This window comes from Clostridium sp. AF23-6LB, from assembly GCF_003461085.1.
Taxonomy (GTDB): domain Bacteria; phylum Bacillota; class Clostridia; order Lachnospirales; family Lachnospiraceae; genus Coprococcus; species Coprococcus ammoniilyticus.
Genome location: NZ_QTWK01000003.1, coordinates 110,521 through 123,845 on the forward strand (window position 1 = coordinate 110,521; position 13,325 = coordinate 123,845).

The following is a 13,325-nucleotide window of genomic DNA, read 5'->3' on the forward strand; positions in this document are numbered from 1 at the left end:
ATTTATGACAGAAGAATTAAAGAATGAAAGAAAAGAGAATATATATACCCTGATCAATGACGATGATTACAGACCGTTGAAATTTAAAGAGCTTTGTTATCTGCTTCAGATCGGAGGACGCGATAAGGATGATCTGTTAGAAATCTTAAATGAGCTTGTCGATGAGGGCAGGATTGAGAAAACCTCCAAAGGTAAGTATCAGAAGCTTGGAAAGGGTGTCCTTGTCGGTACATTCATCAGCAATCAGAGAGGATTTGGATTTGTCCGTGTGGAAGGATATAAGGAAGATTTCTTTGTGCCACAGAAGTATACGATGGGAGCATTCCATAATGATAAAGTGCTGATCCGTGTTGCATCCGGCAACCGGGGCAGATCAACAGAAGCGCATGTAGAACGGATTCTGGAACGAGGTTTAAAACAGTTGGTCGGAACCTATCAGAAGAACCGGAACTTTGGTTTTGTGATTCCGGATAACGGTAAATTAGACAGTGACATCTTTATACCGGAGAAGAAATCCATGGGAGCAGTAACCGGACATAAGGTTGTTGTGGAGATCACAAATTATGGAGAAAAGTCTAAATCTGCAGAGGGACGTGTCGTTGAGATACTTGGACATATTAATGATCCGGAGACGGATGTATTATCGGTTGTAAGAGATCTTGATATTCCGGTTGATTTTCCGGATGTTGTTATGGCAGAGGTGAAGAATATACCGGATGAGGTAACAACGAAAGAGATGGCAGGAAGAACCGATCTCAGACAGTTGCAGACCGTTACAATCGATGGAGAGGATGCAAAGGATCTGGATGATGCGATCACACTCTATGAGGAAAACGGGTTATATAAGCTTGGCGTTCATATTGCAGATGTTACACATTATGTAAGGGAGAATTCTCCACTTGATAAAGAAGCGTTGAAGCGTGGAACAAGCTGTTATCTGATCGATAAGGTCATACCGATGCTGCCGCATAAGCTGTCAAACGGTATCTGTTCACTGAATGAGGGAAAAGACCGTCTGACGCTTAGCTGCCTGATGGATATAGATGCAAACGGCAAGATCATCAATCATAAGATCTGTGAATCGGTGATCAATGTTGACCGCAGAATGTCATATACAAGTGTATCTGCGATCGTAGAGGATCATGATCCGACAGAAACAGAAAAATATAAAGAACTGGTTCCGATGTTTGAATTAATGCTTCATGTGTCAGAGTTGTTAAGAACGATCCGACATGAGCGAGGTTCGATTGATTTTGATTTTGATGAGTCTAAGATCACAGTTGATGAAGACGGTCAGGTATCTTATATCGGAGTGTATGAGAGAAGACGTTCGAATCAGATCATTGAAGACTTTATGCTGGCTGCAAATGAGACAATCGCTGAGGACTATTTCTGGCAACAGATTCCATTTGAATATCGTATCCATGAAGCACCGGATACGGAGCGTGTAAAGCAGTTATCCATTCTGATCAGCAAGTTTGGATATTACTTTAAGGCATCCAAAGAGAATATTCATCCGAAGGAGTTCCAGAAGCTGTTATCAAAGATCGAGGGTGAGCCATGTGAGAATCTGATCAGCCGTATGACACTTCGTACGATGAGGCAGGCGAGATATTCGACGGAATGTGAAGGACATTTTGGATTGTCTTGTAAATATTACTGCCATTTTACATCGCCGATCCGAAGATATCCGGATCTTCAGATCCACAGGATCATCAAGGATAATATTCATGGAAGATTGGATGACAGGAGACTTTCGCATTATGATGCGATCCTTCCAAAGGTTAGCGATGATAATTCCAGAAAAGAACGCCGCGCAGAAGAAGCAGAACGTCAGGTCGAGCGTTTAAAGAAAGTGGAATACATGGAGCATCATATCGGAGAAGAATTTGAAGGTATCATATCAGGAGTCATCAACCGTGGTATCTTTGTAGAGCTTCCAAATACTATTGAGGGATTTGTAGATGTGTCGACACTTTATGACGATTTTTATGTGTATTCGCAGGATGAATATGCTATGATCGGAGAATCAACCGGAAAGAAATATTCGATCGGTGATACCGTTAAGGTAAAAGTAAAGCTGGCAGACAAACAGAGCAGACGGATCGAATTCGTGATCCGGTCAGATGCCAAAGAAGGAGATGAAACAGGACATGGCAAAGGAAAGAGGAAACAAACTCATCGCAAATAACAAAAAGGCATATTTTGATTATTTCATAGAAGAAAAGTACGAGGCAGGGATCGCACTGGCCGGAACAGAAGTAAAATCAGTCAGACAGGGACATTGTAGTATCAAAGAATCCTTTATCAGTATCGATAAGGGAGAAATCTACATTTACCGTATGAATATCAGCCCATATGAAAAGGGTAATATATTTAATAAAGACCCGCTTCGTACCAGAAAGCTGCTACTTCACAAATACGAGATCAATAAGCTGATGGGAGCCCAGCAGGTGAAGGGATACACAATCGTTCCTTTAAAGGTTTATATCCGTGACGGTCTGGTTAAGATGGAGATCGGACTGGCAAAAGGTAAGAAATTATACGACAAACGTCAGGACATTGCGAAGAAGGATGTCAAGCGTGAGAATGAGCGTGAGTTCAAGATCCGTAATTTGTAAGATTTGATACAGGATTTCCAGAATATCCGAGGCTGATGGACTGGATAATTCCCGATATTTCATATGAAGTTTTAAAGATTTTGTGAAATACTGGAATATTTCATACAGATGTGATATACTCCAATAAGATTTTTACCGGGAGGTCAGGTAAGTGAGCCAGAGTAAAGTAGATAAAAGAAAATATGAGAAGAAGAACCGCGCAGCGATCATGAAGCGTGAAAAGAGAAAGAAAATCCTTGGATGGTGCATATTTGGCGTGTTAGTTGGATGTATTCTTGCAGCTACACTGGGTGTAAAGATATACAAAGCGATTCCAAAGTATGTAGAAGCTGAGAAGCTTGGCGCATATGTCAGCCAGACATGGGCAGAACAGGGATATGGAAGCTATTTTGAGAACAGCAGTACAGCTACAGCATCCGATGCAGAGGATACTGACAGTGATACTTCTGAAGATACAGCTTCTGAAGCAGATGCTTCATCTGAAACGACAACTACAGCAGAGACTGACACAACAGAAGCTGCTGAGTAATATATAAGAAAGCACCTGACAACAGAGCTTTCCTTTATAAACCAGGGGTTGACTGGTTTCGACAGGGGTTTTGCAGTCATGGAAGCCATCCGTGGACTAGGACCACGTTAAAACTTAGATTAAATATAAACGCTAACGATAATTTAGCTTACGCTGCCTAATTAAAGGCAACTGCCAGCTTTAAGGTCCCCCGTACCTTTCAGATCTGGTATCATCCAACGGGAAACTCCGGTGCTTAAGCTTTGCGGTATCGGAAAATTCATGAAGCTACTGATGTATCCAGCCTGTCCGTAGGCGTGGTACTGAGGAAATGTTAAAATACGGAATGTGATGGGAGATGCCGTGATGAATGAGCTTTTGGACGTGGGTTCGAATCCCACCAGCTCCATAGCATGAACTATGGCAAAAAGGATGCAAGGTCGTACACCCAAAAAAGGTGTAGATTTTTCTTGCATTCTTTTTATTTGTATGGTAAACTGAACGAGTTGTGAAAAAAATCGATGGTCCTCTGTACCGGTGTGGTAGTAAGAACATCTAAATATCAAGGAGGTCACACAAATGAATAGCGATTACATTAAGAATCTTGAAGCTTCTCAGATGAAGACAGAAGTTGCTGACTTTGCAGTAGGTGATACTGTTAAAGTACACAACAAGATCAAAGAAGGTAACAGAGAGAGAATCCAGATTTTCGAAGGAACTGTTATTAAGAGACAGGGTGGAAGCAACAGAGAGACTTTCACAGTTAGAAAGTTCTCAAACGGTGTTGGCGTAGAAAAGACATGGCCAGTACATTCACCATTTGTTGAGAAGATTGAAGTAGTTAGACATGGTAAAGTAAGACGAGCTAAGATTTACTACTTACGTTCAAGAGTTGGTAAAGCTGCAAAGGTTAAAGAGCTTGTTAAATAATTTTTACAGGTTACATGAAAAAGTGGCTGGGGTTGATAGCTCCAGCCATTTTTGTAATATGAATCTATCGGAGTAGAGATATGAGCGATAAAAGTGAACGCAGAAAAAGAATACGGCGGGAGAAACGTCGGCAGAGAAGAAAAGAAAGAAGCTTTAGGCGTACGGTCAGAACGATATTTGGCTGGCTGTTGTCCGTTCTGATCGCAGTTGTGCTGGGATATGGAATGGTTTCTTATTGTTTTCAGTCTGTGTATGTCGTTGGTGATTCCATGAATCCTGTGTGTACTAATCAGGAGAAGGTTACAGTAAATAAGTTATGTTACCTTCTTAGCTCTCCGGATCGATATGACATTGTTGCATACCGAAGTGTTGATACGCCGGATGCTTATTATGATATTAAACGTGTGATCGGATTGCCGGGAGAGACCGTTCAGATCAGAGATGGAAAATTATATATTGATGGCAGTGAACGGACGGATCTGCCATTTGATGATTATATATTTACAGCAGGACTGGCAGAGAGTGAAGTAAAGCTGGGGGATGATGAGTATTTCCTGCTTGGTGATAATGTCAATAACAGTGAAGATTCCAGATTCCTGAAAGTGGGAAATGTGAAAAAAGCAGAGATATTAGGAAGGATAAAGACACGATGAATATACAATGGTATCCCGGACATATGACAAAAGCAAAACGTATGATGCAGGAAGACATCAAGCTGATCGATGTTGTGATCGAGCTGATCGATGCCAGAGTGCCATATAGCAGCAAGAATCCGGATATTGATGCACTTGCAGCGAACAAATACCGCCTGATCCTGTTGAATAAGACAGATCTGGCAGATGTATCAGCAACAGCAGAATGGGAAAATTATTATAAAGAAAAAGGATTTTTTGTAGCAAAGATCAATGCAAGATCCGGTGATGGCATGAAGAATATCAGTAATGTGGTAAAGGAAGCTTGTAAAGAAAAGATCGAGCGGGACAGAAAGCGTGGGATCATTAACCGGCCGCTTCGTGCGATGATTGTTGGTATTCCAAATGTCGGTAAATCTACATTTATCAATTCTTATGCCAGAAAAGCATGTACAAAGGTTGGAAATAAGCCGGGTGTTACAAAGGGAAAGCAATGGATACGTCTTGGAAAAGATATTGAATTATTGGATACCCCAGGAATATTGTGGCCCAAATTTGATGATAAAGAGGTTGGATTACGACTTGCTTTTATCGGTTCGATCAATGATGAGATTTTAAGTATTACCGACCTTGCGTATGAATTGATCAAATTTTTACAATTAAACTATTGTCAGAGCCTTGTTGATAGGTATAATATTAATGAGGATGCCGATTTTGTTCATATTCTGGAACAGATCGCAGAAAAAAGGGCATGTATAAAAAAAGGCGGCGAACTGGATATCGATAAAGCTGCAGCGCAGCTACTGGATGATTTCCGGGCAGGAAAGCTTGGCAGGATATCACTGGAACGACCGGCTGTTGTAAAGGATAAGTAGTTGATATGAAAGATGATAACGAACGTGTGGAAGCACTGAATGCTATATTTGACGATGATCCCGCAAAAAAAGCACGGGAAAAAGAGATTGAAAAGCTTGAAAAGAAGCGTGAAAAGCAGCTTGCAAAGTTAAAGAAAAAGGGAATAGATCCGGAGCAGAAGAAGGAAGAAACAGAAACAATTCCTTCGGAGCAGGCAGAGACGGAAGAAAAGAATGAAGCAGCGTCTGATGTTGTAAATGAAGCCGGAGAAACAGTAACGAATTATTTTGCTGATTCAGATGCATCCTCCAATACTCATGTACTGGAGGAAGAAGAACAGTCGAAAAAAAAGAAGAAAAAAGACAAGAAAAAGAAGAAACAGGAGAAAGAAGAGATCAATATCGTAAAAGATTTAATCAGTCTCGCTTTATATATTCTGGCGATCGTTGCAGTATGCTGGTTGATCCTTACATATGTTGGACAGCGTACAGAGGTGAGCGGAGACTCCATGAATGATACCCTTCATAATGGTGACAGCCTTTGGATCGATAAACTGTCCTATCATTTTAAAGATCCGGAACGTTTTGATATTGTTGTATTTCCATATGAGGAAGAAGATGATACCTATTATATCAAACGTATCATTGGACTTCCGGGTGAAACCGTATATATTGATGAAGATGGTGTGATCTATATCAATGATGAACCATTGGAGGAAGATTATGGAAAAGAAGTCATAGAAGAAAATCACAGAGGGCTTGCGGCAGAACCGGTCACACTTGGTGATGATGAGTATTTCGTTATGGGTGATAACCGGAATAACAGCCGGGACAGCCGGTTGTCGGATGTCGGTAATATCCATAAGAATAAATTTGTGGGGAAAGCAGTATTCCGGTTTACCGGAGGCTTCGGTTTTCTGAATAAAGAAGAATAATAAGTGCAGATAAATGGCTGTGTGTAAGAAACAACAGCCATTTATGCTTATATGAGGATGAGATGGAGAACAAAAGAAAAAGCATAACAGAGATTAAAGCAGAATTTTCAAATGCAGATGTGAATGCAGTAAAACAAGTAATAGAAAAATATGCAGAGGATGACCGTGAGGGTGTAAAAAAACTGATCCTTTCAGTGAAAAAGAGGATTGCAGCATATCAAAAAGAGCTCGACCGGATGGAGCATATGTTTGAATATGAGAGACAGCATGCTGACTGTCAGTATATCTGTGGAATTGATGAGGTAGGTCGTGGCCCATTGGCAGGTCCGGTAGTAGCGGCGGCTGTGATCCTGCCAAAGGATTGTGATATTCTGTATCTGAATGATTCCAAGCAGCTCTCTGAAAAGAAGCGTGAAGAATTATATGATGAGATTATAGAAAAAGCGGTTGCTTACGGAATCGGTATGGCGGATGAGAAGCTGATCGATCAGATCAATATTTTAAATGCAGATTATGAAGCCATGCGGATTGCAATCCGTAAGCTTACGGTTCAGCCAGATCTGTTATTAAACGATGCGGTTAAGATACCGGAGGTAGAGATCCCACAGGTTTCGATCATAAAAGGAGATGCAAAATCTGCTTCGATCGCTGCCGCTAGTATTATAGCGAAGGTAACAAGAGACCGTCTGATGGTTTCTTATGATGAGATATATCCGGGATACGGATTTGCAAAGAATAAGGGGTATGGATCTAAGGAGCATATAGAAGCATTAAAATTACTTGGACCATGTGAGATCCACAGAAGATCTTTTATCACACATTTCTGGAAAGAATAGAAGATAGACAGAAAAAGGAGAACAACTGTATCGACCATTATAATACAAGAAAAAAAGGAACAGAATATGAAGAGATGGCTGCATCATATCTGAAAGATGCAGGTTACCGGATACTTGCGAGAAATTACCGGGTCGCATCCGGAGAGATTGACCTGATCGTATCAAAAGATGGGTATCTGATATTTGTAGAAGTAAAATATCGGAGCAACAGCAGATACGGATCGCCGGAGGCGGCGGTAACACCTGTCAAACAGCGTCAGATCAGCAGGGTAGCCCTGTATTATATGAAACGATATGGATATGATCCTTACAATACACCGGTACGATTCGATGTGGTTGCGGTGGCGGAGAATGAGATCCATCATATGAAAGATGCTTTCCCTTATCAGGGATATTATTAAGGTTATGAGGTATGAAAATGTATAACATAACATATATCAATCAGGATAAGACAACAGAGATAAAAGAGGAAAACGGAGTTCCGTATATTGTATTTAAGAATCTGGAACTGCCGGGGATCGTTCATGGATTTTCAACGAGACTTGGTGGGGTCAGTGAAGGAATGTATTCTACGATGAACCTGAGCTTTCATCGTGGAGATGATATGGATGCAGTTATGGAGAATCACAGGAGGCTGGCACAGGCAGTCGGATATGATTACAGACGACTGGTATTTTCTGATCAGGTACATGAAACTGTGATTCGTAAAATAACAGAGGAAGATGCCGGAAAAGGTATCACAAGAGAATCGGATATAACGGAAACAGATGGTCTGATGACGAATGTAAAGGATTTGCCATTGATCACGTTTTATGCGGACTGTGTACCGGTCTTCTTCTATGATCCTGTAAAAGAGGTTGTAGCCATGAATCATTCCGGCTGGCGCGGAACTGTTAAGAACATCAGCCTCCATATGGTCGAAGCTTTGAATAAAGAGTATGGATGTGAGGCTTCGGATCTGATCTGTGCGGTCGGACCGTCTATTTGTCAGAACTGTTATGAGGTAAGCGAGGATGTAGCTGAGGCATTTCAGGATGCTTATTTACCGGAACAGTATGATAAAATGACAAAAAAAATTGGAAATGGTAAGTATTTGCTTGATTTACACCGGGCAAATTATTATAATCTGACTGGTGCAGGTATATTGCCTGACCATATAAATGTAACCGACATATGTACATGCTGCAATCCGGATTTCCTGTTTTCACACAGGGCGAGCCATGGGAAACGTGGCAATCTGGGAGCTGTTATCATGCTGAAATCGACAGCAGACGGAGGAAACGTAAATGAGTAAACCGATAGTAGCCATCGTTGGACGTCCAAATGTAGGTAAATCTACCCTGTTCAATGCACTGGCAGGAGAGAAAATTTCAATTGTAAAAGATACGCCTGGCGTAACCAGAGACAGAATCTATGCAGATGTGAGCTGGCTCGATTATAATTTTACGATCATAGATACCGGTGGAATTGAGCCGGAAAGCGACAATATTATTTTAAAAAGTATGCGGGAGCAGGCAGAGATCGCCATTGAGACTGCTGATGTTATCATATTTATGACAGATGTCAGACAGGGACTTGTGGACGATGATCATAAGGTAGTCCAGATGCTCCGTAAATCGAAGAAGCCGGTGATCCTTGTTGTAAACAAGGTGGACAGCTTTGAGAAATATATGAATGATGTATATGAGTTCTATAATCTCGGACTGGGCGATCCTGTTCCAATATCCGGTGCATCCAGACTTGGAATCGGAGATATGTTAGATGAAGTTGTGTCTCATTTTGATGAAGAATCAAAAAATGAAGAGGAAGATGACAGACCTAGAATTGCCATTATCGGTAAGCCGAATGTAGGTAAGTCATCGATCATCAATAAGCTTTTGGGTGAAAACCGTGTGATCGTATCTGATATTGCCGGAACGACAAGAGATGCGATCGATACCGAAATCGTCAGAAATGGAACGGAGTATGTGTTTATTGATACTGCAGGACTTCGAAGAAAGAGCAAGATCAAAGAAGATATTGAGCGTTACAGTATCATCCGTACTGTATCGGCTGTTGAACGATGTAATGTAGCGGTTCTGGTCATTGATGCAACAGAGGGTATCACAGATCAGGATGCGAAGATCGCAGGTATTGCACATGAACGTGGAAAAGGTATGATCATCGTTGTAAACAAATGGGATGCTGTGGAAAAAGACGACAAGACCATTTATAAGTTTACAAAGGAGATCCGGGAAAAGCTGTCTTATATGCCTTATGCAGAGCTGTTATTCGTATCGGCAGCGACCGGACAGAGACTTCCGAAATTATTTGAAACAATCGATGCTGTCATCGAGAATCACTCGCTTCGTGTTGCGACTGGTGTATTGAACGAGATCATGACAGAAGCAGTTGCGATGCAGCAGCCGCCTACAGATAAAGGTAAACGTCTGAAGCTGTTTTATATTACGCAGGTAGCTGTTAAGCCGCCTACATTTGTTATATTCGTAAATGATAAAGAACTGATGCATTTCTCTTATACACGTTATATTGAAAACAAGATCAGAGAAGCATTTGGTTTCCGGGGAACACCTTTAAAATTTATTATCAGGGAGAGAAAAGAAAAATAATGTTAGTACTGGCGAGAATCATATGTCTGGTTGGAGGATATTTCTTTGGTATCATCCAGACAAGCTATATTTACGGTAAATTACATGGTATTGATATAAGGGAATATGGAAGTGGTAATGCAGGAACGACGAATGCACTCCGTGTACTTGGAAAGAAGGCTGGAGCAGTTGTATTCCTTGGTGATCTGTTTAAATCAGTGATCGCATGCAGCATCACACATATTATCATGAATGCTCTTGGCATTGAAAACGTATATTTGTTTGTAATCTATACAGCGGCAGGCGTTGTACTTGGACATAATTTTCCGTTTTACATGCAGTTTAAAGGTGGTAAAGGAATTGCAGCGACATCCGGAATCGCAATCGGTTTACTGGATTGGAGAGTTGCGCTTATTGAACTAGGATTATTCGTATTCTGTGTGGTTGTAACCAAATATGTATCCGTAGGTTCTATCTGCCTTGTCCTGGGACTTTTAGTTTCCTATACAATATTTGCATATACAGGTTCTTATGGTTTTACATCCGATTCGATGAAACTTGAAAGCTGCATTGTTTTAGGACTTATTACCTTGCTTGCAATCTATCGTCATAAACAGAATATTGTCAGACTGATCAAAGGAACAGAGAATAAATTCTCTTTAAAGGGAAGAAATAAGACAACAGAAGAACAGGCATAGTATGTTAAATTATATCGACCACAAAGTTATAAAGATGGAGAGGTATTTAGTATGATAATAGGTATTTTAGGAGCAGGAAGCTGGGGATCTGCACTTGCAAACCTGCTGGCGGGGAATGGGCATGATGTTACCGTCTGGTCCATTGATGAAAAAGAGATTGAAATGCTGAACACATACAGGGAGCAGAGGGACCGTCTTCCAGGTGTTCATCTGAATGAAACAATCACATTTACAACAGATTTGGAACAGACGATAAAAGGGAAAAAAATGATCGTCTGTGCAGTTCCGTCCCCATTTATCCGGAGCACAGCAAAGAAGATCGCGCCTTACATTACAAACGATCAGTTGATCGTCAATGTCAGCAAGGGCATTGAGGAGGCAACCCTGACTCCGATCGTAGAGATCATCGAGAGTGAGATCCCTGGAGCAAAGGTTGCAGTTCTTTCCGGACCAAGCCATGCAGAGGAGGTTGGTATTGGTATTCCGACAACAGTAGTAGCCGGAGCACGCGATATGGATACAGCTAAATTGATCCAGAATACGTTTATGAATGATGTATTCCGTGTGTATACCAGTACAGATGTAACCGGAATCGAACTTGGCGGATCTGTTAAGAATGTTATTGCGCTGGCTGCAGGAATTACGGATGGTCTTGGTTTTGGAGATAATACGAAGGCAGCGTTAATGACCAGAGGAATGGCAGAGATCTTACGACTCGGAACTGCGATGGGAGCACATGTAGAGACACTTGCCGGTTTATCCGGTATGGGTGATCTGATCGTTACCTGTACGTCCAAGCACAGCCGTAACCGGAATGCCGGTTATCTGATCGGACAGGGCAAGAGCTACAAAGAAGCAATGGCTGAGGTCAAGATGGTAGTAGAAGGGGTATATTCTGCAAAGGCGACACTGAAGCTTGCAAAGAAGTACGGAGTCGATATGCCGATCGTTGAAGAGGTAAATAAGGTATTATTCGAGGGCAAGCCTGCCCGTGAAGCAGTTGTGGATCTGCTTACCAGAGACAGAAAGGCAGAGATATCTGTAGAGGAGTAAGTTTTTGACATACTTGTAAAAGCTCTTTCATATATTACTTATATGATAATCTTTACATAGGAAACAGATTTTGTATTTCCATTTTTTATGATACAAATACAGGAGCAGAAACGGAAAATGTGTAAGAAATGCAGGAGGTATATATGGGAGGCTTTAATGTGTACAACGACATCAATGCCAGAACAAATGGTGAAATTTACATAGGTGTTGTAGGTCCGGTACGAACCGGAAAATCAACATTTATCAAACGGTTTATGGAAATGATGGTCATTCCAAATATAAAAGATGAGAATGACCGTGAGATTGCGCTGGATGAAATGCCACAGTCTGCGTCCGGTAAGACGATTATGACGACAGAACCCAAATTCATACCCAAAGAAGGCGTTGAGATCCGGGTAGATGATGAGATCGATATGCGTGTCCGGCTGATCGACTGCGTTGGCTATGTTGTAGATGGAGCGGAAGGTCAGATGGAGGATGGAAAAGAACGGATGGTCAAGACTCCATGGTTTGATTATGATATTCCATTTGCAAAAGCGGCAGAGATCGGAACCAGGAAGGTGATCAACAGTCATTCAACAATCGGGATCGTGGTGACCTGTGATGGCAGCTTTGGCGATCTGGCAAGAGAAAACTATCTTGCAGCAGAAGAGAAAACGATAGCGGAATTAAAAGCTATTGGAAAGCCGTTTGTGATCCTGTTGAATTCAAATCGGCCGGGAGCAAATGAAACAAAAGAGCTTGCAGCAACGATGGTAGATAAATATGGTGTTGCTGTTCTTCCCGTAAACTGTGATCAGTTGAGCAGAAATGATATCAATGCGATCTTTACTTCGATGCTGTACAGTTTTCCGATCACCTGTATTAATTTTGTGATACCAAAGTGGCTGGAGGTATCCGAGAATGACAATAAGATCAAAAAGAGTGTGATCGAGAATGCCATGGACATCATGAACAGCAATCAGCACATATATGATATGGTTCATTTTGCTTTTCCGGAAAATGAATATGTGGAAAAGTATACATATAACAATGTAAATCTTGCAGATGGTTCGTTAAGTGTTCAGGTTACGATCTATGGAAGATATTATTATGAGATGCTTTCCGATATGCTTGGGACAGAGATCCATAATGAGTATGATTTTATTACAGAGATCAAAGATATGGCAGAAAAGAAAAAGTTCTGCAATGGGGTTATAAATGCACTTGACAGTGTGAAAAATGGCGGTTATGGTCTGGTAATGCCGGAAAAGAAGGATATTACACTGGAAACACCGGAGCTGATCAAGGCAGGTAACAAATATGGAGTAAAGATCAAGGCAGAGGCACCATCGGTTCATATGATCAAAGCGAATATTACAACAGAGATCGCACCGATCGTTGGTACGAAGGAGCAGGCGGAGGATCTGGTCGAATATATCAAAACAAGCACCGGAGAGAATGGAGAAGATATCTGGGATGTGAATATCTTTGGCAAGTCGATCGAGCAGCTTGTAGAGGATGGATTAAATACAAAGACAAATAAGATGAATGTAGAAAGCAAGCAGAAGCTTCAGGATACCATGGAGAAGATCGTAAATGATGGAAATGGCGGACTGGTCTGCATTATTATATAGGCACACAGAGAACAGATGCGAAAAAACCTTGATGGCGTCTGTATGGGATAAAGG

At 41.3% G+C, this 13,325-nt stretch carries 14 protein-coding genes and 1 other RNA gene; all 15 read left to right on the plus strand.

The features are described from left to right. Positions 1 to 4 precede the first annotated feature (4 nt). Positions 5 to 2,191, plus strand: coding sequence for a ribonuclease R (rnr, locus tag DWY07_RS07510; RefSeq protein ID WP_117822609.1), 2,187 nt, complete (start codon positions 5 to 7; stop codon positions 2,189 to 2,191). Further along, positions 2,154 to 2,621, plus strand: coding sequence for an SsrA-binding protein SmpB (smpB, locus tag DWY07_RS07515; RefSeq protein WP_117784805.1), 468 nt, complete (start codon positions 2,154 to 2,156; stop codon positions 2,619 to 2,621). The genes rnr and smpB overlap by 38 nt, the downstream gene beginning before the upstream one ends. A 151-nt stretch (positions 2,622 to 2,772) precedes the next feature. Continuing rightward, a complete protein-coding gene (locus DWY07_RS07520) occupies positions 2,773 to 3,150 on the plus strand; it encodes a hypothetical protein (RefSeq protein WP_117822610.1) in 378 nt (125 codons plus the stop codon). 44 nt (positions 3,151 to 3,194) lie between these two features. Next, positions 3,195 to 3,541: a transfer-messenger RNA gene (ssrA, locus tag DWY07_RS07525) on the plus strand. 167 nt (positions 3,542 to 3,708) lie between these two features. After that, on the plus strand, positions 3,709 to 4,059 hold the full coding sequence (rplS, locus tag DWY07_RS07530; RefSeq protein WP_021943941.1) for a 50S ribosomal protein L19: 351 nt from the start codon (positions 3,709 to 3,711) through the stop codon (positions 4,057 to 4,059). A gap of 80 nt (positions 4,060 to 4,139) precedes the next feature. Next, entirely contained in the window at positions 4,140 to 4,712 is a 573-nt protein-coding gene (gene lepB, locus DWY07_RS07535; RefSeq protein ID WP_117822611.1) for a signal peptidase I, read from the plus strand. Then, positions 4,709 to 5,566, plus strand: coding sequence for a ribosome biogenesis GTPase YlqF (gene ylqF, locus DWY07_RS07540; RefSeq protein WP_117822612.1), 858 nt, complete (start codon positions 4,709 to 4,711; stop codon positions 5,564 to 5,566). Before lepB (DWY07_RS07535) ends, ylqF begins: the two co-directional genes overlap by 4 nt. Positions 5,567 to 5,571: 5 nt before the next feature. Continuing rightward, the gene (gene lepB, locus DWY07_RS13585; protein WP_309295072.1) at positions 5,572 to 6,480 is read left to right on the plus strand and encodes a signal peptidase I; all 909 of its coding nucleotides are present in this window, start codon (positions 5,572 to 5,574) and stop codon (positions 6,478 to 6,480) included. A gap of 62 nt (positions 6,481 to 6,542) precedes the next feature. Continuing rightward, positions 6,543 to 7,316, plus strand: coding sequence for a ribonuclease HII (locus DWY07_RS07550; RefSeq protein WP_117807524.1), 774 nt, complete (start codon positions 6,543 to 6,545; stop codon positions 7,314 to 7,316). 29 nt (positions 7,317 to 7,345) lie between these two features. Continuing rightward, positions 7,346 to 7,717 (plus strand): YraN family protein, encoded by a 372-nt coding sequence (locus tag DWY07_RS07555; protein ID WP_278286970.1) that lies wholly within the window; start codon positions 7,346 to 7,348, stop codon positions 7,715 to 7,717. Between the two features lie 17 nt (positions 7,718 to 7,734). Further along, positions 7,735 to 8,610, plus strand: a complete 876-nt coding sequence (pgeF, locus tag DWY07_RS07560) for a peptidoglycan editing factor PgeF (protein ID WP_309295071.1) — start codon at positions 7,735 to 7,737, stop codon at positions 8,608 to 8,610. Further along, positions 8,603 to 9,925: a ribosome biogenesis GTPase Der gene (gene der, locus DWY07_RS07565; protein ID WP_021943934.1), complete on the plus strand. Its 1,323-nt coding sequence runs from the start codon at positions 8,603 to 8,605 to the stop codon at positions 9,923 to 9,925. Before pgeF ends, der begins: the two co-directional genes overlap by 8 nt. Further along, positions 9,925 to 10,602 (plus strand): glycerol-3-phosphate 1-O-acyltransferase PlsY, encoded by a 678-nt coding sequence (gene plsY, locus DWY07_RS07570; RefSeq protein WP_021943933.1) that lies wholly within the window; start codon positions 9,925 to 9,927, stop codon positions 10,600 to 10,602. The genes der and plsY overlap by 1 nt, the downstream gene beginning before the upstream one ends. Positions 10,603 to 10,653: 51 nt before the next feature. Further along, positions 10,654 to 11,655 carry an NAD(P)H-dependent glycerol-3-phosphate dehydrogenase gene (locus DWY07_RS07575; protein ID WP_021943932.1) on the plus strand — a complete coding sequence of 334 codons (1,002 nt, stop codon included), beginning with the start codon at positions 10,654 to 10,656 and terminating at the stop codon, positions 11,653 to 11,655. A 143-nt stretch (positions 11,656 to 11,798) separates the two neighbouring features. Next, positions 11,799 to 13,271, plus strand: coding sequence for a stage IV sporulation protein A (gene spoIVA, locus DWY07_RS07580; protein ID WP_117822614.1), 1,473 nt, complete (start codon positions 11,799 to 11,801; stop codon positions 13,269 to 13,271). Positions 13,272 to 13,325 lie beyond the last annotated feature (54 nt).

What these genes read in the sequence shown, in the direction of transcription:
- der (WP_021943934.1), top strand. Translation starts at nt 8,603, where the DNA reads ATGAGTAAACCGATAGTAGCCATCGTTGGACGTCCAAATGTAGGTAAA.
- lepB (WP_309295072.1), top strand. Translation starts at nt 5,572, where the DNA reads ATGAAAGATGATAACGAACGTGTGGAAGCACTGAATGCTATATTTGAC.
- rnr (WP_117822609.1), top strand. Translation starts at nt 5, where the DNA reads ATGACAGAAGAATTAAAGAATGAAAGAAAAGAGAATATATATACCCTG.
- lepB (WP_117822611.1), top strand. Translation starts at nt 4,140, where the DNA reads ATGAGCGATAAAAGTGAACGCAGAAAAAGAATACGGCGGGAGAAACGT.
- smpB (WP_117784805.1), top strand. Translation starts at nt 2,154, where the DNA reads ATGGCAAAGGAAAGAGGAAACAAACTCATCGCAAATAACAAAAAGGCA.
- spoIVA (WP_117822614.1), top strand. Translation starts at nt 11,799, where the DNA reads ATGGGAGGCTTTAATGTGTACAACGACATCAATGCCAGAACAAATGGT.
- rplS (WP_021943941.1), top strand. Translation starts at nt 3,709, where the DNA reads ATGAATAGCGATTACATTAAGAATCTTGAAGCTTCTCAGATGAAGACA.
- ylqF (WP_117822612.1), top strand. Translation starts at nt 4,709, where the DNA reads ATGAATATACAATGGTATCCCGGACATATGACAAAAGCAAAACGTATG.
- pgeF (WP_309295071.1), top strand. Translation starts at nt 7,735, where the DNA reads ATGTATAACATAACATATATCAATCAGGATAAGACAACAGAGATAAAA.
- plsY (WP_021943933.1), top strand. Translation starts at nt 9,925, where the DNA reads ATGTTAGTACTGGCGAGAATCATATGTCTGGTTGGAGGATATTTCTTT.
- DWY07_RS07575 (WP_021943932.1), top strand. Translation starts at nt 10,654, where the DNA reads ATGATAATAGGTATTTTAGGAGCAGGAAGCTGGGGATCTGCACTTGCA.
- DWY07_RS07550 (WP_117807524.1), top strand. Translation starts at nt 6,543, where the DNA reads ATGGAGAACAAAAGAAAAAGCATAACAGAGATTAAAGCAGAATTTTCA.